We start from the raw sequence: 20,282 nt of genomic DNA on the forward strand, positions 1-20,282 counted from the left end.
TAGTATTTAAATTCTTAACCGGGAATATTATCTGTTAATTTTTTCCTTTAATTTTCCTAGAAGCACTTCAAGGCCATTCCAGTCATGCACTATATCATATGACATGCAATAATCCAGCATCAGGTTATTCTGCCCTGATGCAAATCTCCTATTGTCGGTCTGGAATCCGATGCATATTTTGCCAAAGGCATAAGCCATTCCAAGTTCAACGCAGGCACCTTCATCCGGCACCCTGCCATCCATTACCATAATAAGTGCTGATGAGGATTTAAGGGCATCAACATCCCGGTTAAATACCCTTTTGCTCGTCTCCGGCCATAAATCAGGGTCTTTCAAAAGCATTTCGTCCTCCCCACCATCCCTCTGTGGGAGGTAGGTTGTAAAGCCACGTTTTTCAAGAAAGCCTGCCAGTTCCCTGTTAAATTTCAATTCCATCTCATTAAACAGTGGGGCTGAAATATAAAAATCATAAGATTTCATTATGCTTTATTTGAATAATAAATAAAGTTTTTTTGAAAAGCATTTAAATTCTATACATCATTATAATTCCAAATAATTATTTAGAAATTCATATGTAGAAAAGCAATTATTTAGCTGGTACCGATGCATTGTTCCTGACTATGCCAAATTGCCATATATCCTGTTCACAAGCCCTTTCCGGTAAGCCTGTGGATTTATCCCGGTAGCTATTCTCTTTTTCCCATCACGCTTTTCTATAAATTCTGTACTCCCATCAGGTTTGACTGTAATTTCCCCATTCACAAACTTAAAAGCATCAGGTTCTATGAAGGAAAAAACTGCTATGGGGTCATGCATTTCAAAAGTGCCATGCTCTTCTATCATAAATTTTGTGGTTTTATGGATAAAATCTTCTAATGGGCTGCCAGAACTACTCGGCGGTATACTTTTTATTGCAAGTTCCCTGTTCATTGTAACGTCCAGTGGAACAATAGTTTCGTTGATATCCTCTTCCATGACTATTTTAGCCGCCTCCGGGTCGTAAAATATATTAAATTCAGCATTTCCCATATTTCCCTTTCCATATGGGGTAATGCCAAATGCGCCTCCCATGATTATTATCTGTTCTATGTTCTCTTTTATACTATTATCCAGTCTCATGAGGATTCCCAGGGAAGTTAAAGGAGATGTACAGATTATGGTATGTTTTTCCCGTTTTAATGCTTCATACATTTTAATTATTCCATTATGGTGATCTTTTTCCTGAACCGGATCATTAAATTCGTATGTTCCAAGCCCCTTATCGCCATGAAAATTTTCATAATAATGGGGTTTTATAAGTGGCCTGGCAGATCCATGGTACACAGGGCAATCAAAATCAAGCAACTTTGCCACACCAGCTGTATTCCTGTAAGTATTCTCAAGCAATGAATTTCCTGAAGAAGCAACAATGAATTCTGGAGTAATATTGTACTGTTTCAACAAAATCATTGCAAAAGCGTCATCGATTCCAGTATCCACATTAAGAATAACCCTGTTCATTTCTGATTATAACCTGCTTATAAAAATATTTTGCCATTGTAATTCATTTCAGCCTGTGCAGAAATAATAGCAAATATTGCCATATATAACAATTGAATTCCCAATTTAAATACATGTAAACGCTAAAATTAATATCTGTATATATTATACTTTCATAGATGGCAGGAATTCGAGCCTATTTCCTATTCAATGGGTTCAGCCCATAATGTATGTAAATAGCCGGCATTCCTGTTATTCAATCTTGGAGAATGATAATTTATGTCAGGCAAAATTGTAATAACCGGGTCTAACAGGGGAATAGGGCGATCAATAGCAGAAAAAATGGCATCAGAAAAATATGGAATTATTATGGTTGACTATGATAATGCCGTACTTGATTCGGCTAAGTCGCTGAATTCCCGATATGGCAATGTTGAAGGGATAAAATGTGATGTATCAAGTTATGATGCCTGCGTTGAGGCTTTTTCAACAATAGATAAAAAAGAGATATACGGCATAGTAAACAATGCTGGCATAAACAGAGATGCCCTATTCAAAAATATGTCATTTGATCAGTGGGACGCCGTAATAAAAACTGATCTTTACAGCATGTTCAACGTTACAAAGCAATTTGTTGATTCAATGATTGAAAATCTAAGTGGAAGAATAGTAAATATTTCTTCTGCAAGCTGGAACGGAAATGTAGGGCAGGCCAATTACTCATCTGCGAAGGCAGGGGTTATCGGGTTTACTAAAACGCTTTCACGTGAACTGGGCAGGTATAATATAACATCAAATGCCATTGTTCCGGGATTCATAAAAACTCCGATGACAGACCAGATGCCTGAAAAAATAAAGGAAAAGTTTATTGAAAAAATTCCATTAAAACGTATGGGCTCCGGTGATGATGTGGCAAACGCTGTTTCATTCTTGATGAAAGAGGATAGCAATTATGTCAACGGAATTTTACTTGAAGTAGGTGGAGGAATGTCCCTGTGAAAACCATGGTCGAGGTACTTGAAGATTCAAAAAGAAGCGATCCATTTATCACATATTTTAAGAATATTATGACCTATGGAGAATTTGAAGGATATTCAAATGCCGTTGCTGTAGAGTTTTCTATGTATTGCGATCCGGGTGACATTATAGCAATAATAGCAGAAAATATACCTCAGTTCCCCATAGTGCAATACGCGTCATGGAAAAATTCCTGCATTTTTGTGCCATTGAGCCCTCTGGATTCTGAGAATGAAATTACAGGGAAAATTAAGTTCATAGATGCAAGGGTGGTAGTAATCAGCAGTGAATTCAGGGAGAAATTTTCCAGCTTGATGGAGATACAGAGCCTCCATGTCTTATATACAGACCCACAGACTTTCGGGAAACTTCCGGATAATATGGCAGAAAAGTACATCACAGGAATAATGAAAGAAGAATTAAACCTTCGACTCAAGAAAGAATTCAAGGGATATTATCCGGAACCAGGGAGTATAGCAATGCTTGTATTTACCTCCGGTACATCAGGCAGGCAGAAGGCTGCTGAGATAACCCATAGCAATATATATTCAGCTTCGTATATATACCGTGAATGGTATTCGGTACAACCACATGACAAAAACCTGTGTATCGCACCCTTCTTCCACATAACAGGGCTAATTTTTGGCATATCCCTGACAATGCTGTCGCATTCATCCATGGCATTGACGTACCGGTTTAACCCGGAAAATGCACTAGAAACTGTAGAATCAGAAAATACAACCATTACCATGTTTGTTGCCACGGCCTACCGGGCCATGATTAATGCATGGTCTAATGTTGATAAAATCAAAACCCGGCTCTCATCGATGAGAATGTGGTCGGCAGGCGGAATGCCCATGCCCTATAAAACTGAAATCGAATGGAAAGCAATGTCAGGTAAGTGGGTATATATGGCATATGGATTAACTGAAAGCACTTCTCCGGTTGCACTATGGGAATATCCATATACAGACAATATTCCATTATATAATGGCATAGTTACAGCTGGAAAACCGGCAAATTATACACGCATAGTCAGGGCAAGGGGCGGTGAACTGGTAGTTTCAGGGCCACAGGTTATAAGAAGATACTATAAGAATCCTGAAGACACAGAAAAGGCATTTGGAAAATATGGGCTGAAAACAGGTGATATATGCTATATTGATCGCAAGGGATATATCTATATAATTGACCGGAAGAAAGACCTTATAGACGTATCGGGGTATAAGGTAGTTCCTGCCGAGGTTGAAAATGCAATAAGATCCTGTGATCATGTTGAAGACGTTGTAGTTGTTGGAGAAAATGATGAATATAAAGGTGAAGTCCCGGTTGCATATGTTAAACTATCTTCAGTCCCAGACAACTATGAGGAAATGAAGAAAAGTATTTACAGCGTATGCAAAAAAGAACTGGCTAGATATAAAGTGCCTGCACGGATAATCTTTGTAAGGGACATGCCATTGAATGCATCAGGAAAGATTAAACGTTCAGGAATACATTCTGTAGAGGTGATTTATCACTGATAAGGGGTTTTTCAGAAGCTATATACAAAAATTATGATGGAACAGCATATGAAATAATGAATGAGGCGCTAAACAAAGCACTTTCCATGGCAGGATTGGAGAGAAAAGATATTGATGGCTTTATGACAACATTTCTTCCTGGCGTGTTTGATGGAAACGTATACATGCATTTTTTTCCGGACCAGCTATGCAATTATCTTGGAATTAAGCCAAAATACATAGATTCCCTGGAATATGGTGGGCCTTCAGTGCTTTCTGCATTCTGGAGAGCTGAACACATTATAAAATCGGGGATGGCTGAAAATATTTTACTCCTGTTCGGAGGCAAAGGTTCAGCAGTAAGGAAAAAGAAACAGACAGTGGATTCTATTGAAAACCTTTATCCTGAAATTGCCAACACACCATATAAGACCCTGCTGTCAGGATATAATTATACAAATCCAGTTTCGGATTATGCCCTGCTGGCTCAGCGCCACATGAAAATATACGGGACAACAGATGAACAGAGGGCAGCACTCATAGTCAAACAGAGGGAAAATGCCAACAGGTCAGGGTATTCAATGTTTACCGGACCCATTACTGTTGAGGATGTACTTGGCTCTCCTATGATATCATCTCCACTGCACCTGCTGGAAATAGTATATCCTGTAGATGGATTCCACGCTTTCATTGTGTCAAAAAATGCAGGTAAGTTAAGGGAAATCCGTATAAAAAAATACGGAGAAGCACACCAGTCAGCACTTCCTACAGAAATAGATGATATAACTATTACTCCTGCAGCTGAAAGTTCATCCGGCTTCCGTGATAATATTAAAAGATGTGATTTCTATGAACTGTATGATTCATTTAGCATCACCGTAATGATACAGCTTGAGAACACAGGCATTGTGCCTCCTGGCAAATCAGGTGAATTTCTGGAAAAAAATTCCATATCAGTTAATGGAGATTTTCCACTGAACACCGGAGGTGGAAGCCTGAACCGTGGGCAACCTGCCTATATGAGCGGGAGTGTATTGCTCTATGAGGCATTATTGCAGATGAATGGAATGGCAGGCAGAAACCAGGTTAAAAATCCTGACAAAGCTTTTATAAATGGAATGGGAGGATGGGCAAGGAACCATTCAGTCTCAATGATACTGGGTGAGTAAATGAAATTGAATGAAATTTATGAGGAATATAATAAACATTTTTCCACAGGAATATTGCCATACACTAAATGCATGAATTGCGGAAAGGTATATTATTACCCACGTGATAGTTGCCCTGTATGTGGAAAAGGAGACCTGAAAATTATGCAATCTACAGGAAATGGGAAAGTATACAGCTACACAAAATTCAATAATGGTTTCTACGGCATAATATCGTTCAGCGAGGGGTTCCGTGCATATATGGATATTTCTGGCAATAATCCTCAAATTGGAATGGAAGTAGAAATAAAATTTAAGAAAATAAAGGATAACCTACTGCCCTATGCAGAATTAAAATAGATTTAAGGTTTAAAATTATATTTTTTGAATGCTTCATTCATTTCCTTTTCCAGTGAACTCCTTTCCTCTTTGCTTAATTTGAAGAATGGCTCACGGGGGTTTCCAGCATCTATTCCCGTCATAATTTCTACCATATCATAAATAGAAGAAATTGTTCCATATTTCCTTGATAAGTCCGCAAGCTCATTCAATAAGAACTGGTATCTGTCACCATCCTTATTATCATGGTTTTCTATAATTTTATTTATTACTTTATATCCATAATTTGAGGCACCGGACACAAAGCCGTCGAGCCCGAGCCTGTATGCAGAAAGTATGTACTGGTCAGGCCCTGTATACACTTTGAAATCCGGGACGTACATTTTTGTATTGAGTATATCATTCATATTGAACGTTGTTTCTTTTATTCCTATCACATCTCCCCCGGCTTTCTTTATGTCGTTAACCATATCATAAGTAATATTATATCCAGTTGTTTCCGGATAGTTATATATTATTGTTGGATATTCTGAAGAGATCTTTGTGTAATATTTTATGAGCCACTCCCTTTTTATTCCTGTGAAATAGTACGGAGGAAGCGCTGCAACCGCATGTATTTTGTATTTTTTAGCTTCCCTTGCCAGATTTATTGACTCCTCCAGATTCAGGGAACCAACCTGTAGTATGACATGTTCAGGAATATGGGCATAGGCATCAAGGAGTTGCAGTTTCTCACCTGAAGCCATAGATGGGCCAAGCCCTGTGGTCCCACCTGGAAATAAATATTTCATGCCGCCCTTAATAACATCCTCTCCATGCTTTACCGCTTTATCTTTATCTACCTTGTTATCCGTAAATGGAGTTATAACCGGTGTAATAGAATCCAATTTTTGCATAATAATGTAAATCTATTTAGCTATATAACATTTCCACTGGCTACATTTATCTAAATAAAAAAATTAAAAGTAAATGACTTACTCCCGGATAAAAATCTTAAAATATCATCTTGGCTTTACAATTTATGGAAATACAATATAAGAATATGAATATTAATGGGCGGAACCTGAAATATTTTCCGCTTGCACAACTTGCAGGTAAATATGATATTGAAAATCTGCCATATTCACTTAAAATTTTGCTTGAAAATGTTTTGAGGAACTATGACGGTGTTGATATTGATGAACGTTCAATTGAAAACATAGCAAATATGAAATCAGGGTCAGAGATGGCATTCAAGCCTTCCCGGGTTGTTTTTCAGGATTACACAGGTGTTCCAATACTGGTGGACCTGGCAGCTATGAGGGAATACTACAAAGAAAATAAATTAAATGCCGATGACGTAAACCCTGCAACAAAATCAGATCTTGTAATCGACCATTCCATAATTGTAGATTCTTTCAGGGGAGAAGAGCCAATAATATTAAACATGAAGGATGAATTTGAAAGGAATGTAGAACGCTATGATTTTCTTAAATGGTCCCAGCAGTCATTCAAAAATGTGAGAATTGTTCCCCCGGGACATGGAATTGTGCACCAGATTAACTTGGAGTATCTATCATCTGTAGCCGTTATAGAAAAGGATGAAATATTCCCAGAAAGCCTTATAGGTGCAGATTCACATACAACCATGATAGGCGGCATTGGAGTCCTGGGATGGGGAGTAGGAGGGCTTGAAGCTGAAGCTTCCATGCTCAATGAACCCTATTTCATGAATGTGCCCGATGTTGTAGGCGTTAATATAAAAGGAACTATGCCTACAGGAGTTACACCTACAGATGTTGTATTGTATATCACAAAAACACTGAGGTCAAAAAACGTTGTTGGAAAGTTCGTTGAATTCTATGGTAATATATCAGAACTCACTGCACAGGACAGGGCAACCATATCAAACATGGCTCCTGAATATGGCGCAACCATAGGTTACTTCCCTGTTGACTCTGAGACACTTAAGTATTTAAAAGGGACAAACCGCAGCACGGAATCTGTTGAAAAATACTTTAAGGAGCAGGGATTATTCTATAATGGGCCAAAAAAATACACGGAAACTGTTGAAATTGACCTTTCTAAAATCAAAAGTGCAGTTGCAGGGCCGAAAAACCCGGATGAGCTTATCAATATAGAGGATTTAAAGGGAAAAATAGAAGACCTGTTAAAAGAGGGCAACGACGGAAAACTTGTTAAAAATGGTGCTGTTGTGCTTTCAGCAATTACCAGCTGTACCAACACATCAGACCCATTCGTGCTTCTTGGTGCCGGCCTGATCGCAAAGAAGGCTATTGAACACAACCTTACTGTGGCTAACACAATAAAAGTCAGCCTTGCACCTGGATCAAAGGTTGTAACAGAATATCTCGAAAAAGCCGGCCTTATGAAATACCTGAACAGGCTTGGATTTGAACTTGTAGGATACGGATGCACAACATGCATAGGAAATGCAGGGCCTTTAATTCCTGAAGTACAGGACGATATGCTGAAAAACAATGTAAAGACATTTGCAGTCCTGAGCGGAAACAGAAACTTCGAGGGAAGAATAAATCCATATATAGCCGGAGCTTTTCTTGCATCACCCATGCTGGTAGTGGCATTTGCCATAGCAGGGAAAATGAATATTGACCTCATAAACGAACCGATAGGCAATGATAATGGAAAACCGGTATACCTGAAAGATTTATGGCCAACAAATGATGAAATAAAAGAATATTTCCATCTTGCCATGGACCCTGAAGTTTATAAGAAAGAATATGGAGATGTTTTCAAGGGGGACAATAACTGGGAATCCATGAAATCCAGCAAGGGGCTTCTATTTGATTTCAAGGAAGATTCCTCATACATTAAAATGCCACCATGGATGTATATGGAGCCGGTTACTGACATTAAGAATGGAAGGATACTTGCAGTATTCGGCGATAAAATAACAACAGACCATATATCTCCAGCAGGGCCAATAGCAAAGGATTCTGTTGCAGGAAAATACCTTGCATCAATGGGGATAACTGAAATGAATACATTCGGCGCCCGCCGTGGGAACCATGAGGTAATGCTACGTGGCGGTTTTTCCAATACAAAGATAAGAAACCTTATGGTCAGCCATGCTGGTGGAAGCACCATCTATTATCCGGATGGGCAGGAAATGAGCATATACGACGCAGCAATGAAATACATGAAAAATAAAACTCCTCTGGTCATATTCGCAGGCAAGCAATACGGATCAGGAAGCTCCAGGGATTGGGCTGCCAAGGTAACCGCACTTCTTGGAGTCAAGGCAGTGGTTGCAGAAAGCTTCGAAAGAATACACAGGAGCAATCTTGTGGATATGGGCATAGTTCCGGTTCAGGTTGATAAACTGCCTGATCTGAAAGGGGATGAGGTAGTTAATATAGATGGAATAAATAATATTTCCATAGGAAAGGAATTGAATATTTCCATTAATGGAAAAACCCTTAAGGGGAAAGCCCTGATAAACACAAATGCCGAATTGAACTACGTTAAAACCGGAAACATCCTGAAATACATTGCCTTATCTGCAAAAAAGTAAAAATTTTTTAATTTATTTTTGAGTATATTTTTATTAATTCCTTAAAATCAATGCTTTCATAGAATTTTGAAGCCAGGAGGTTGAGTGATGGGAATTCGGCGCTGACCATTTTTATATTTCTCTGTGCAGCAACTTCCTTCAATTTTCCTATTAATTTCATCCCGATGCCCTTTGCCCTGAATTCAGGCATAACATAAAATTCCCTTATTCTTGCTTCATATTTCGGGTCGTAATATATCCTGAATATTATATCGGAAGTTATCATCCCGATAACCCTGTTTCCTTCCTCAGCCACGAGATTTATATGGTTATCTTTATCCTCAATAATCCTGATTATTTTTTCAGATATTTCCTTCTCATTCCCCTCAGACACTTTCAGAAGAGGATCGAATTCCTCATTCAGGTGTTTTAATCTCAAAAGCTGCTCCATTACCATTTCCACATCTTTTTTCTCCATTAATCTTATATTTACCATATTTAGTCACCTATAAATCGAATAATTTGTTATACACCTTTCTATTGTTATTTATAATTTCAGACGCTTCCCTGTAAAAACCTTCTGTGGAGTCTGATTTCCTGGCAAGCCCAGATTCAACGCACTTTCTAGCTACAATGGATGCAACCCTTGGAAACAGGTCAAAATCTTCCATGGATGGCACTATATGGTCTTCAGTTGGCTCTTTTATGAAGTCGGCAATTGCATAGGAAGCAGCAACCATAATGCCGAAATTTACTCCTTTAGCCCTTGCATCAAGCACCCCACGGAAAACTCCAGGAAATACCATGCTATTGTTTATCTGATTGGGAAAATCACTCCTTCCAGTTGCCACAATCCTTGCGCCCGCTTTCTTTGCATCACCCGGCCAGATTTCCGGGAGTGGATTGGCCAGTGCAAATATCACAGGGTCCCTGTTCATGGATCTGATCCATTCATCTTTTATGGTTCCCGGAATAGAAACTGATGCAGATATAACCACGTCAGCCCCCTTAAATGCATTTGCAGGGTCGCCCTTTATCCTTTCCTTATTGGTTTCCAGGGCTATTTTATATTTCCATGGATTTTTAAACATAAGGGCATCAATATCCTGCCTGTCAGGTTCTATAATTCCCTTTGAATCTATGGCTATTATGTTTCCCTTGTCGAATCCAGCAGCACCGAATAAATAAATGGCAGCAATGTTGGCTGCTCCTGCCCCATTGAAAACTATCTTTACTTCTTCTTTTTTCTTATTCAGTATTCTCAGTGCATTTATAACGCCTGCAAGGATGATTGATGCAGTTCCGAGCTGGTCATCATGCCATACCGGTATATCCATTGATTTCTGCAGGCTTTCCAGAAGGAAAAAGCATCTTGGTGATTGTATATCTTCTAAATTGTACCCTCCAAAATATGGCTGTATTGCCTTTGCCGCTGTAATAAATTCTTCATTGTTATTTACAACCAGTGGTATGGGAATAGCGTTGACACCACCTAAATAATTGAAAAGCAGGGCTTTTCCTTCCATAACCGGAATTGATGCCTCAGGACCGACATTGCCTATTCCAAGGACCCTGGTACCATCTGTAAGAATAGCTACAGAATTCCATTTTCCTGTTAACTCATATACCAGTTCTTTATCGGCCTGTATTTTCTTGGATACTGCTGCAATCCCAGGAGTGTATAAGGATGAAAAATCCCCCATTCCAGTGATTGGCACCTTTGACAGTGTCCGGATCTTTCCCCTGTATTTTTTTGAGATTTCTATGGCAGTTTTGTCAAAGTATTCTGTTCTCTCAGAATCTTTCATTATCATAAAAATATATATAAGTTGATTATTAAAACTTTACGCATAAATCAGAATTCATATTACTGCAATTGCCGATTATATTATAGCCTGCAATAACTGCCTGAACCGGTAAACTATTAATAATATGCTATATTGGCTATTATGATAATCAGCCTTCAGGTTAAATTTGCAGGACTCGATATACCGGATGACTTTCTGAAGATGATGGAAGAGAAGACCGGTTGCAAAATAGTTAAGGGATTTTCGGATGATGCCGATATAGTTGTATTTGCCGGGAAACCAGAACCTGGAAGAAAAACCGTATTTATGCAGAGTATTTCCGCCGGAGTAAACCATCTGGATTTTAAAAATATAGATAAAAAAATTGTAATATGCAGCAACGCAGATGCATGGTCAATTCCGGTTGCTGAACATGCTGTGGCATTAATACTAGCTAAATATAAAAATATCTGCGAATCTAATATAGCTATAAGAAATGGAAATTATAACAGGAAACTATCAGAGTCAATATATGGACAGACTGTTGGAATCATGGGATATGGTGGCATAGGAAGGGAAGTTGCCATTCGTGCTAAAGCTTTTGGCATGCACACCATCGGTTTAGGAAGGACAGAAAAGAAAGACCCTGCACTGGATGTTTTCTCCATGGACAGTGAATATGTTGCTAAAAATTCGGATGTAATACTCATAAGCCTGCCCTTAAATATACATACAAGGGGAATGATAGATTATAAATTCCTTTCATCAGTTAAGGGAAATATTATAGTCAACGTAGGCAGGTCTGAAATAGTAAACAGGGATGATATGATTAAGTTCCTGAAGGAAAATAAAAATAAATGGTTCTTAACAGATGTATGGTGGGGCGAGCCGGAAATCAAAGGAGAAATTCCAGAAAATGTGATAATTACGCCACATGTTGCCGGACTTGCTAGAAATTTTATGCAGGTTCCAGTAGAAAAAGCATTTGAAAATGTTGTAGCATATATTCATGGGAATCCCCGGAACATTGTTAATAGAAATGACTACATTTGAGACCATGTATTAAGGAAAAATTTTTTATTTAAATAACTGTGATGGCACAGCCAGGTAAAAACCATAAGTGCATACTTTCAGGTTTCACAAAATATTAAAAATAAAGCCAATAAAGAACAGGATATATTATATACATCTGGAATGGCACCTGTTGCCTATGAAAAGGATGGCCATATCAAATATACTGTGTGACGGAAATACAGCATTATTGCAATGAGAATGCTTTCATATGCAGGAGTCAATATGATTATATAGTTAAGTCGAACCACATCATTGCCGGATAAACCATTTTAAAAATTAAATAATTAAGTATATATCGTAATATACTATATCTTATAAAGTGTTAAAATTGTCTAGTTTTGAAAATATGGATATATCAGAAAATTTAAAGAAATCATTAGGCTTAATGAAGTTTACGGAACCAACAGAAATCCAGGAAAAAGCAATTCCTGTAGTATTGACGGGAAAGGATGTTATTATACGTTCTAAAACAGGTTCAGGTAAAACAGCAGCATATCTACTGCCTGTATTGAATTCAGTAGAAAAGTTAAAGGGTAAAAGTGTAAAGGCAATAATAATATTGCCGACAAGGGAACTTGCGCTTCAGACCCACAGGGTTGCCTCAAGGCTCGGAAAAATTTCGGGAATCAAATCAACAATTGTGTATGGTGGAGCATCCATAATAAGGCAGGTTGAAGAACTTCCCGGTTCAGATATCGTGATCGGGACACCGGGAAGAATACTGGATTTATACAATCAGAAATACCTTAAACTTGACCATGTCAAGTATCTGGTACTTGATGAAGCAGACCTTATGCTTGATATGGGATTTATAGATGACATAAAGAAAATTATCTCATTTACCCCTGAAGGCAGGCAAACTATATTGCTATCGGCAACATTGCCTGCAGAGGTTAAGACAATAGCAAACCATTTCATGAACAACCCTGAATTTGTAGATGCAGGTGGGGATGAAGCTATACCATCATCAATAAAACATCTTTATACTGTGTCTGAGAAGTTTGACAAGTTCTCCACTCTTATGTCCTATATACACAGCTATAATTCCAGAAAAGCTATAGTGTTTGTGAAGACTCAGAGGTCCGGTGACCTTTTAAATCTAATACTCTCAAGATCAGGATTCAATAACGTACTGATCCATGGGGGAATGAAGCAGCATGCCCGTGAGAGGTCTATAGCAGATTTCAGGCATATAGATTCAGGGATACTCGTTGCAACTAACGTGGCCGCAAGGGGATTGGACATTCCAAATATTACAGATATAATCAACTTTGATGCTCCTGATAGTACCGAAACATACGCACACCGTGTTGGCAGGTCAGGGAGAATGGGCAAGGATGGAAGGGCAATGACAATATTCGACCCAAGCCAGAAAAGCCTTATACAGAGCATACAGAGAAGAAACAGGATAAAAATGGAGAAAATAAACATAGATCTTGAAACGGAGTACACCGATATCAATTACGGCAAATTAATAGCACAGTTCCGTGATAATGAAGAAAATGCCCCGGAACCGGATTACCACAGCCGTGGCAGAAGGCCATCAGGCGGCAGGGAAAGGAGGTCATCTTCCCGCAGGGAAACCGGAAGCCGGCCAGGAAGAAGCAGTGGAAACTACCGCAGAAGGGAACATCAATAATTAATGCGGCTAATGGTATATCCCATTGCCTTGATCTAATATTTTTTCAATAAATTGACCTTTCAGGGTCTTTTTCTATATTTACATTAACATTGCGTATTTCTCTCCATGAAAAATTTTTTCTTACCCTTAAGTTGTTATGCAAATAAACTCCTGAGAAAAACAGGTTTCCTTTATCGTTATATTTTATGGACATTATGGATAGAAATTTATATTCTTCCCGATCTGTGTAAACGTTGACGGTAAAATCATAAAGAAATGCATACGCAAGTGTCTTTTTTATATCTTCCAACTCCATGCTGGACCGGCTGTCAGACTCTTCAAGCTTTCCTTCCCTGAAGGATATGGATGCAATTATCATTTCGGTCAATTTATTGATTGAAACATATTATATATATTTATTTTAACTTAAAATTATAGATTCTTTTCCAGATATTTTATATCATCTTCGTTTAGAAGAATATCTGAATTTTTTGCGTTCTGCAAAACGTGGGCCCTGTTCGAAGCCCGGGGAATGGGGAATACATTCTGATTCCTGCTTATGAGGTATGCAAGCGCTATATTGGCATTGGGAACGTCCCCTATAGTTTTTCTTACATGGTCAAAATACTTATTAAATTGTGGCTGTGTTACCTTCCCATGCCCCAGGGGAAAATATGCCATTACAGCTATATGATTTTTATTGCAATAATCTATCATGCCTTTCTGGCTGTTTCTGTGGAAGACATTATAATTTATCTGGATCGATGTTATTTCATATTTTGAGAGTATTCCCTGTGCACGCTTTAAAAGGTTTAGTGTGAAATTGCTGACACCTATATGCCTTATCTTGCCTTTATCTACCATCTTTTCCATGGTACGGAGGGTTTTTTTGATGTCTACTGTAGGGTTTGGAAAATGTATCTGGTATAAATCAATATAATCTGTATCAAGATTTTTAAGGCTACGGTTCAGGGCCTTTTCAAGGGATTTCGGTGATAGGTGTGTGGGGAATACCTTTGATGCCAGGAATAATTCATCCCTTTTGTACGATTTTATTGCTGTTCCCACAAGTTTCTCTGTCCGGTACAACTCGGCAGTATCAATAAGGTTAATCCCGTTGTCTATTCCTGCCCTGTATGCATCTATCTTCTGATCCCTACCAGAATATATGCCCAGGTATGTTTTGAATATCCATCTCATATCGTAGTATGTACCCATGCCGATCGTTGAGGTTTTGAAAGATGTGTTGCCGAATTCCCTGTATATCATCGTTCTCCTAATGCTAATTCTTATTTAAATATGTTATCATTTAAAATATTACATACTTTGAAAATAAACTCAGGTAGCTGTTGAATGACATAAAAATAAAGAAATTTAGAAAATCTGGCAATAATTGCCATTAAACTTATTCCCTAAAAAATAATATTATATATCCTTTATTAATGTATAATAGATTTCAATGAATCTTTATGAATACATGGGTAAGGAAATATTCAAAAAATACGGAATACCGGTACCCGACGGATATGTAATAGAAAATGTTGGAGAGTTAAGAAAGTTCGAATATCCTGTGGCTATTAAATCACAGATTCTTTCAGGAAAAAGAGGCAAAGCAGGCGGTATTAAATTCGCCAGGAACAGCAATGAATTATCAGAGTTTTCGGACAAGCTGTTAAATTCTACCATAAATAATCTTACTGTAAAGAAATTGCTCATAGAGCGTATGCTTAACATTAAAAAGGAAATATACCTCAGCATTACGCTTGACCGTGCAACAAAAGAGCCTGTTATAATACTATCTGCAGACGGTGGAATGGAAATAGAGAGCGTTCCGGAAGAAAACATCCATAAAATACATATAGATCCCATGGTGGGGTATTCTGATTATATAGCAAGGGAAGCCCTTTCCTATATTCCAGTTGAGAACAAGAAACAGTTCAGCAACCTTCTATCTTCACTATATAAGGCCTTTGTGGGTGAAGATGCACTGCTTACCGAGATAAATCCGCTGGTAATAGATGCAGAAAATAACATAATAGCAGGAGATTCAAAAGTAATAATAGATGACAATGCCCTATACAGGCATAAGGATTACATGATAACAGATCCGGACAAAACTGCTCTGGAAAATGAAGCAGCATCAAAGAGCTTTACCTTTATAGAAATGGATGGCGACATAGGCGTTATAGCAAACGGTGCAGGATTAACAATGGCAACCATGGACTCTTTAACGCTGCACAAACTTAAGCCAAGAAATTTCCTTGACCTAGGGGGTACAGACAATATTGAAATTGTTGAAGACGCATTTTCATTTGTAATGCGTGCAAGGCCAAAATTGATATTTGTCAATATATTTGGCGGTGTAACAAAGGCAGATACGGTAGCAAATGGAATAGTTTCATCAAAAAAGAAATTTGATATAAAGCAGCCTATAGTTGTCAGGCTCAGTGGTGTGCATGAAGAGGAAGGGCAGAAAATCCTTCTTGAAAGCGGTATAAAAGCTTTCACCAACATGACAGATGCTGTAAAAGAATTATCCCGTATACAGGGGGTTGAATAAAATGGTTATAATAAGTAAGGAAACAAAGGTAATAGTCCAGGGAATGACAGGACATCAGGGTGCATTCCATTCAGGCGAAATGATAAAGTTCGGAACAAATGTTGTAGCCGGCGTTTCTCCGGGAAAAGCCGGAACAAAAGTCAACGGTGTAGATGTTTACAATAATGTTGCAGACACACTGGATCTGAAGCCAGATGCTTCGATGATATCTGTTCCAGCTCCATTTGTAAAGGATGCTGCCCTGGAAGCAATAGAAAATGGCATAAAATTAATATACATACTTACAGAACATGTGCCGGTACACGATACAATGGAACTTTACCATGAGGCAAGGAGAAAGGGTGTTTTCATGATAGGGCCAAATAGCCCAGGAATAACAGTTGCCGGGCAGGCTAAAATAGGAATCATGCCAAATAATATATTCCGCGTAGGGAATGTAGCTGTAGCTTCAAGAAGCGGGACACTTACATATGAAATAGTTAAGGCGGTTACAGATGCAGGATTCGGTGAAAGCACAGTAATAGGTCTCGGAGGAGACCCGATAATTGGAACAACTTTCTCAGATATAATTAAAATATTCAACGAAGACCCGCAGACAAAGCAGATTGTCCTTGTTGGTGAAATCGGAGGAAGCGAGGAGGAAAAGGCAGCAGAATATATCAAAAAATATGTAAAGAAACCGGTAACAGGGTATATAACAGGAATCAGCGCCCCACCAGGAAAGAAGATGGGCCATGCAGGTGCAATTATAGAGAAAGGCACAGGAACTGCAGATTCTAAAATCAAAGCATTTAAAGATGCCGGAATAAAGGTTGCCAATTATCCTGATGACATACCATCATTGTTGCAGAAATAATTGGAAATATGTTATATTTATATATTTTGATTTAATTTCATTTTATGAAACCAAATATTAATTTTGAAACACTGAAAAATTATGTAATGGAAAATTCATCATACAGGCTTTACACCGATGGAGATAAATTCGACCTTCATTTTGTACCGAATGCACCTGAAGCTGAAGCGCATTTTCCGGAAGGAGAATCTGTAGAGCACGTAATGTATGGATACATAGAGGATGGCATAGCTTATTTTACTAAATTCGTAACCATATCTGCATTTGGCAAGACAGAAATGGACATGATAGACGACGATCCCGTCATGGAATGGTTAAAATACATATAAAAAATTCAATTTATCTACAGAAAAATCGGATTTTTTGAATAAAAAAAGTACCTATTTAAAATTTCATACTTATAATCCGATGATAAAGTTTTTAAATTAAATTAGGCTTATCATAGGATAACAATGCAGGAAACTGATATCAATCTTCTTGTGGGAGGTCCACAAGGCGGAGGAATAGATAGTGCTGCAAATATGATTAGTATGGCATTTTCATTGGCCGGCTATAATATTTACGGGATAAGGGAATTCCATTCCAATATTAAAGGAAGGCATAGCTACATACATTTTAGAATAAAGCACGAAAGGCCAAAATCACTGAAATATCCGGTGGATATAATGGTGGCTCTTGATCCGGATACCTTATTTGAACACATGTTCGATGTTGCAAAGGGATCAAGAGTGGTATACGATTCAGCTTTTAACGGATTTAATCTGAAAAATGCCAGAATGATCACATCTGATACACTTGGCAGAATTGAGGAAGAGCTTTCATCAAGAAATCTTACCTATGATGTACAGGGAGTTCTGGATTATTTTAAAAAGACAGGCATTGATGTAATTGCAATACCATTTGATAAATTGATAAATGAGAATGTCCACGGTGGGCCGGCAAACCGGTATTATAATACCTTGGGAGCAGGGACAACACTTGCATTGCTTGGACTTGACATATACCATGCAAATGATGGTATTAAATTCGCTTTTAAGAAGAAGCCGAAAGTAATTGAGTCCAATATTAATGTAATAAAAGCTGCATATGATTACGTGGAAAATTCATCAATTAAGGTTGAAACACTTCCAACATATCCAGCACCTCCTAGAATGCTGTTAACCGGAAACGATTCAACAGCTCTCGGCAAATTGATGGGTGGATTAAGATTTCAGACATATTACCCGATTACACCTGCCAGCGATGAAAGCACATTGCTGGAAAGCCATGAGGAGATGAAATTCCTTGAAACAGCTGGAAAAGACCTGAAAAAAGCAGGTCTGGTAGTAGTACAGTGCGAGGATGAACTTTCAGCAATAAACATGGCAAATGGCGCAGCATTAACAGGCACCAGGACTGCAACAGCAACATCCGGGCCAGGTTTCTCATTGATGGCAGAGGGTATAGGCTATGCAGGAATGACAGAAATACCTGTTGTGATTACATTTTACCAGCGTGGCGGGCCATCAACCGGTTTGCCAACCAGGAACGGGCAGGCAGATTTAATGTTCGCATTGAATACCGGTCATGGTGAATTTCCGAAGATAGTCATGTCATCTGGCGATATGGAAGAATGCATATACGATGGAATGAAGTCTTTAAATTATGCACAGAGGTACCAGATGCCAGTTATACATATGATAGACAAAACCCTTGCAAATACAATGGATCTTGTGCCAGAAATAGATGTTAAAAAGGTAAAGATTGTAAAATACAATGAAAACACAGACCATGAAAACTTCAAAAGGTATTCCTTAAATACTGAGGACGGAATATCTCCATACGGAGTATTCGGAAAGGATATATTCTGGATGACAGGAGACGAGCATGATGAGCTTGGCCATGTCACAGAGGATACAAAGATGAGAGATAGAATGATGGAAAAGAGAATGCAGAAACTCATTACAGCAGACAATGAGATCCCTCTTGAGGACAAGGTCGTACTTTACGGCGATAAAAATGCAGATATAACATATATTACCTGGGGAAGCCAGAAAAGCTTGCTGCTTGACGCAATAGACGAGCTAAAGAAGCAGGGCATATCAGCTAACCTCTTATACCTGAGAATGTTCGAGCCTTTCCCTGCAGAATATGTTGAGAAGGTACTGAAGAAATCCCATCTTATAATAGATGTTGAAAGCAATATGACTGCACAGGCTGCAAAGGTAATAAGAATGAATACCGGCATAAAAATAGAAAATTTCATTTTGAAATATAATGGCAGGCATATGACCCTGGACGAAATTCTAAGGTCAACGAAGAATATAATGGAAAAGAAACCTGCCCTGGAAGTACTCCAGGAAGGTTCATAAGGTGGTAAAAATGCAAAAAAGCGTATCAGATAAGGGTAGTGGTTACAACTTCAGGAACAATATAACAATAGATTGGTGCCCTGGATGTGGTGACTTTGGTATAGTAAGTGCGGTAACACAGGCTTTGTCAGCTATGAAAATGGATCCTCAAGATGTTGTAGCAGTATCCGGTATAGGATGCTCTGGAAAAACACCCCATTATCTAAACATAGCCGGGACACATACACTTCACGGAAGGGCAATTCCATATGCAGTGGGTGTAAAACTCGCCAATCCAAACCTTAACGTGCTCGTTATGGGTGGCGATGGAGACCTGCTGAGTATCGGAGCTGGGCATTTTGTAGGTGAAGGAAGGAGAAACTCAGGAGTAAAAGTCTTACTGTACAATAATTCAGTATACGGGTTAACAAAGGGACAGGCAGCACCAACACTCCCACTGGGAGAGAAGGTAAAGAGCCTTCCAAGGCCAAACATATTGGGAAAAATTAATCCTATTACGCTTGCAATGGCATCAGGATACTCATTCGTGGCAAGGGCGTTCTCATCTGAAATAAAGCAGCTTTCAGAATTAATCCAGAGGGCCATTAAACACGAGGGTTCAGCAGTAATAGAAGTGCTTCAGCCATGCCCTACATACAATGATGTGAACACACTTGATTGGTACAGGCAGAGAGTGTACAAACTTGAGGATGACAAATCATGGGACCCTGTTGTTAACAGCAAGGAAGAGGATGAGGCAAAATTCGATAGAGGCTATAGAAAATCTATGGAATGGGGAGACCACATACCTATTGGAGTATTCTATGAAAACAATACAATACCGAGCTATACCAAAAGGCTTGCTGGTGTAATTCCAGATTACCTGAAGTACCCGCCGGCATTACAGGATGTTTCCGATAAGGATGGATATACAATAGTAGACCCCATAAAGACATTCTCTGAAAACGATATAGAATTATAAAATTAATTTTTTTTTAATTCAAATTTTTTAAAATATAAATAAAATTACTGGTTAACAATAAAAAAATATTATT

19 protein-coding genes are annotated in these 20,282 nt (G+C 38.4%); 12 read left to right on the plus strand and 7 right to left on the minus strand.

What is annotated here, in order from left to right:
- Positions 1 to 27 precede the first annotated feature (27 nt).
- Positions 28 to 480: a nucleoside 2-deoxyribosyltransferase gene (locus FACI_RS08545; protein WP_009887754.1), complete on the minus strand. Its 453-nt coding sequence runs from the start codon at positions 478 to 480 to the stop codon at positions 28 to 30.
- A 138-nt stretch (positions 481 to 618) separates the two neighbouring features.
- A complete protein-coding gene (locus tag FACI_RS08550) occupies positions 619 to 1,500 on the minus strand; it encodes a nucleoside hydrolase (RefSeq protein WP_009887755.1) in 882 nt (293 codons plus the stop codon).
- 258 nt (positions 1,501 to 1,758) lie between these two features.
- On the opposite strand from FACI_RS08550, the gene fabG reads away from it, so the two are divergent.
- Genes fabG through FACI_RS08570 form a run of 4 tightly spaced genes read left to right on the plus strand, consistent with a single transcriptional unit; the run spans position 1,759 to position 5,506 of the window.
- The gene (gene fabG, locus FACI_RS08555; protein WP_009887756.1) at positions 1,759 to 2,478 is read left to right on the plus strand and encodes a 3-oxoacyl-ACP reductase FabG; all 720 of its coding nucleotides are present in this window, start codon (positions 1,759 to 1,761) and stop codon (positions 2,476 to 2,478) included.
- 5 nt (positions 2,479 to 2,483) lie between these two features.
- Complete coding sequence (locus tag FACI_RS08560) at positions 2,484 to 4,019, plus strand: class I adenylate-forming enzyme family protein (protein WP_009887757.1); 1,536 nt, start codon at positions 2,484 to 2,486, stop codon at positions 4,017 to 4,019.
- Positions 4,016 to 5,167 (plus strand): thiolase family protein, encoded by a 1,152-nt coding sequence (locus FACI_RS08565; RefSeq protein ID WP_048074080.1) that lies wholly within the window; start codon positions 4,016 to 4,018, stop codon positions 5,165 to 5,167. Before FACI_RS08560 ends, FACI_RS08565 begins: the two co-directional genes overlap by 4 nt.
- Positions 5,168 to 5,506 (plus strand): Zn-ribbon domain-containing OB-fold protein, encoded by a 339-nt coding sequence (locus FACI_RS08570; RefSeq protein ID WP_009887759.1) that lies wholly within the window; start codon positions 5,168 to 5,170, stop codon positions 5,504 to 5,506. It begins immediately after the preceding gene.
- A 2-nt stretch (positions 5,507 to 5,508) separates the two neighbouring features.
- On the opposite strand, the gene FACI_RS08575 is transcribed toward FACI_RS08570, so the two are convergent.
- The gene (locus FACI_RS08575) at positions 5,509 to 6,381 is read right to left on the minus strand and encodes a dihydrodipicolinate synthase family protein (RefSeq protein ID WP_009887760.1); all 873 of its coding nucleotides are present in this window, start codon (positions 6,379 to 6,381) and stop codon (positions 5,509 to 5,511) included.
- 125 nt (positions 6,382 to 6,506) lie between these two features.
- Here FACI_RS08575 and acnA point away from each other — a divergent pair, with 125 nt between their 5' ends.
- Positions 6,507 to 9,020 carry an aconitate hydratase AcnA gene (gene acnA, locus FACI_RS08580; protein WP_019841766.1) on the plus strand — a complete coding sequence of 838 codons (2,514 nt, stop codon included), beginning with the start codon at positions 6,507 to 6,509 and terminating at the stop codon, positions 9,018 to 9,020.
- 7 nt (positions 9,021 to 9,027) lie between these two features.
- Here acnA and FACI_RS08585 read toward each other — a convergent pair whose 3' ends face one another.
- Together FACI_RS08585 and FACI_RS08590 are read right to left on the minus strand one after the other, a co-directional pair.
- Complete coding sequence (locus tag FACI_RS08585) at positions 9,028 to 9,495, minus strand: GNAT family N-acetyltransferase (RefSeq protein ID WP_009887763.1); 468 nt, start codon at positions 9,493 to 9,495, stop codon at positions 9,028 to 9,030.
- A 10-nt stretch (positions 9,496 to 9,505) separates the two neighbouring features.
- Positions 9,506 to 10,813, minus strand: coding sequence for an NAD(P)-dependent malic enzyme (locus FACI_RS08590; RefSeq protein WP_009887765.1), 1,308 nt, complete (start codon positions 10,811 to 10,813; stop codon positions 9,506 to 9,508).
- Between the two features lie 135 nt (positions 10,814 to 10,948).
- Between FACI_RS08590 and FACI_RS08595 the strand changes: the two genes are divergently transcribed.
- Together FACI_RS08595 and FACI_RS08600 are read left to right on the plus strand one after the other, a co-directional pair.
- Positions 10,949 to 11,839 (plus strand): 2-hydroxyacid dehydrogenase, encoded by an 891-nt coding sequence (locus FACI_RS08595; RefSeq protein ID WP_009887766.1) that lies wholly within the window; start codon positions 10,949 to 10,951, stop codon positions 11,837 to 11,839.
- A 349-nt stretch (positions 11,840 to 12,188) separates the two neighbouring features.
- Positions 12,189 to 13,499, plus strand: a complete 1,311-nt coding sequence (locus FACI_RS08600; RefSeq protein ID WP_148285753.1) for a DEAD/DEAH box helicase — start codon at positions 12,189 to 12,191, stop codon at positions 13,497 to 13,499.
- 46 nt (positions 13,500 to 13,545) lie between these two features.
- Here the strand turns inward: FACI_RS08600 and FACI_RS08605 are convergent, their stop codons facing one another.
- Positions 13,546 to 13,860 carry a hypothetical protein gene (locus FACI_RS08605; protein ID WP_009887769.1) on the minus strand — a complete coding sequence of 105 codons (315 nt, stop codon included), beginning with the start codon at positions 13,858 to 13,860 and terminating at the stop codon, positions 13,546 to 13,548.
- 53 nt (positions 13,861 to 13,913) lie between these two features.
- Positions 13,914 to 14,750, minus strand: a complete 837-nt coding sequence (locus FACI_RS08610; RefSeq protein ID WP_009887770.1) for an aldo/keto reductase — start codon at positions 14,748 to 14,750, stop codon at positions 13,914 to 13,916.
- 190 nt (positions 14,751 to 14,940) lie between these two features.
- On the opposite strand from FACI_RS08610, the gene sucC reads away from it, so the two are divergent.
- The 5 genes from sucC to FACI_RS08635 all read left to right on the plus strand — a co-directional run bounded on the left by sucC (position 14,941) and on the right by FACI_RS08635 (position 20,209).
- Entirely contained in the window at positions 14,941 to 16,041 is a 1,101-nt protein-coding gene (gene sucC, locus FACI_RS08615; RefSeq protein ID WP_009887771.1) for an ADP-forming succinate--CoA ligase subunit beta, read from the plus strand.
- A gap of 1 nt (position 16,042) precedes the next feature.
- On the plus strand, positions 16,043 to 16,897 hold the full coding sequence (gene sucD / locus FACI_RS08620) for a succinate--CoA ligase subunit alpha (protein WP_019841769.1): 855 nt from the start codon (positions 16,043 to 16,045) through the stop codon (positions 16,895 to 16,897).
- Between the two features lie 44 nt (positions 16,898 to 16,941).
- A complete protein-coding gene (locus FACI_RS08625) occupies positions 16,942 to 17,226 on the plus strand; it encodes a hypothetical protein (protein WP_009887773.1) in 285 nt (94 codons plus the stop codon).
- Between the two features lie 123 nt (positions 17,227 to 17,349).
- On the plus strand, positions 17,350 to 19,248 hold the full coding sequence (locus tag FACI_RS08630; RefSeq protein WP_009887774.1) for a 2-oxoacid:ferredoxin oxidoreductase subunit alpha: 1,899 nt from the start codon (positions 17,350 to 17,352) through the stop codon (positions 19,246 to 19,248).
- A 10-nt stretch (positions 19,249 to 19,258) separates the two neighbouring features.
- A complete protein-coding gene (locus FACI_RS08635; RefSeq protein ID WP_009887776.1) occupies positions 19,259 to 20,209 on the plus strand; it encodes a 2-oxoacid:ferredoxin oxidoreductase subunit beta in 951 nt (316 codons plus the stop codon).
- Positions 20,210 to 20,282 lie beyond the last annotated feature (73 nt).

It is taken from the genome of Ferroplasma acidarmanus Fer1 (assembly GCF_000152265.2).
Lineage (GTDB): Archaea > Thermoplasmatota > Thermoplasmata > Thermoplasmatales > Thermoplasmataceae > Ferroplasma > Ferroplasma acidiphilum.